The organism is Mesorhizobium sp. M0496 (assembly GCF_040321205.1).
Classification (GTDB): domain Bacteria; phylum Pseudomonadota; class Alphaproteobacteria; order Rhizobiales; family Rhizobiaceae; genus Mesorhizobium.
The window spans coordinates 1-1227 of record NZ_JAMYRC010000104.1; the positions used below are offsets into that span (position 1 = coordinate 1).

Annotated in this window: 1 protein-coding gene; it reads right to left on the reverse strand. The window is 63.0% G+C overall.

Features of this window, described 5'->3' with window-relative positions; translation table 11 throughout:
• A protein-coding gene (locus tag NKI73_RS33530) for an IS3 family transposase (protein WP_352636336.1) occupies positions 1 to 1161 on the reverse strand; the annotation gives its coding sequence in 2 pieces (ribosomal slippage) (positions 1 to 909 and positions 909 to 1161; 1162 coding nt annotated over the 2 pieces). This gene is flagged as partial in the annotation.
• Between the last annotated feature and the right edge of the window lie 66 nt (positions 1162 to 1227).

Genomic DNA, 1227 nt, shown 5'->3' on the forward strand with positions numbered 1-1227 from the left:
TTTTTGTTACGCCTTGTGGCGCGGGTTGAGCAACCGGCGGAGGCGCGGAGCCTTCCATCAGCACAGCGTCGGAGCCGGTTGCGGTAATGACCTCGGCATAGGCTGCCGGGGTCTGGTAGCCGAGCGAGGAATGTGGCCTGGCGGTGTTGAAGTCCTCCCTCCATTCGGCGATGGCGCTTCGGGCGTGGTCGAGACCGAAGAACAGGCTCTCGTTCAACAGCTCGTCGCGCATGCGACCGTTGAAGGATTCGACATAACCATTCTGCATCGGCTTGCCCGGCGCGATGTAATGCCATTCGATCGCGTGATCCTTCGACCATGCGAGGATGGCGTTCGACGTGAACTCGGTGCCGTGGTCGGAGACGATCATGCCCGGCTTGCCGCGGTGGGTGATCAGTTCCGTCAGTTCACGGGCAACCCGACGGCCGGAGATCGAGGTGTCCGGGATCGCGGCCAGGCATTCGCGCGTCACGTCGTCGACGATGTTGAGCACGCGGAACCTCCGGCCGCAGGCGAACTGGTCATGCACGAAATCCAGCGACCAGCGCGCGTTCGGCTTTGCCTCGACTAGGATTGGCGCCCGCGTGCCGACCGCTCGCCGCCTTGCCCGGCGCTTGCGCACCGTCAGGCCTTCCTCGCGGTAAAGACGGTAGATACGGTTGACCCCAGATGCCTCGCCCTCCCGCCGCAGAAGGACGAACAGGCGTCGATAGCCGAAACGCCGGCGCTCGTTGGCGAGGTCACGCAGCCGACTACGCAGCTCCGTCTCTGGCGGTCGGCGAGACTGGTAGCGGATCATCTTGCGATCGGCGCCGACGAAGGAACAGGCCCGACGCTCCGATAGGCCCATGACGGCCTGCAGATGAGCGACGGCTTCGCGCTTGGCGGCGGGCCCTACCATTTTTTTGACAGAAGCTCGCGCAATGCCGAGGCTTCCAGCATCTGGTCGGCGAGCAGCTTCTTCAGCCTGGCGTTCTCGTCTTCCAGAGCCTTCAGCCGCTTGGCGTCAGAGACGTCCATCCCGCCATACTTGGCCTTCCAGTTATACAGCGTCGCCTCCGAGACCCCGTGCTTACGGGCAAGATCGCCCGCCTTCGCACCCGCCTCATGCTCGCGCAGAACCGCGATGATCTGCTCTTCCGTAAACCGCTTTCTCTTCATCAGTCCGTCCTTCAATCAAGGCCCGGACTCTAATCTCAGATGGAGGAAATTCTCAGTGGCAGGTCA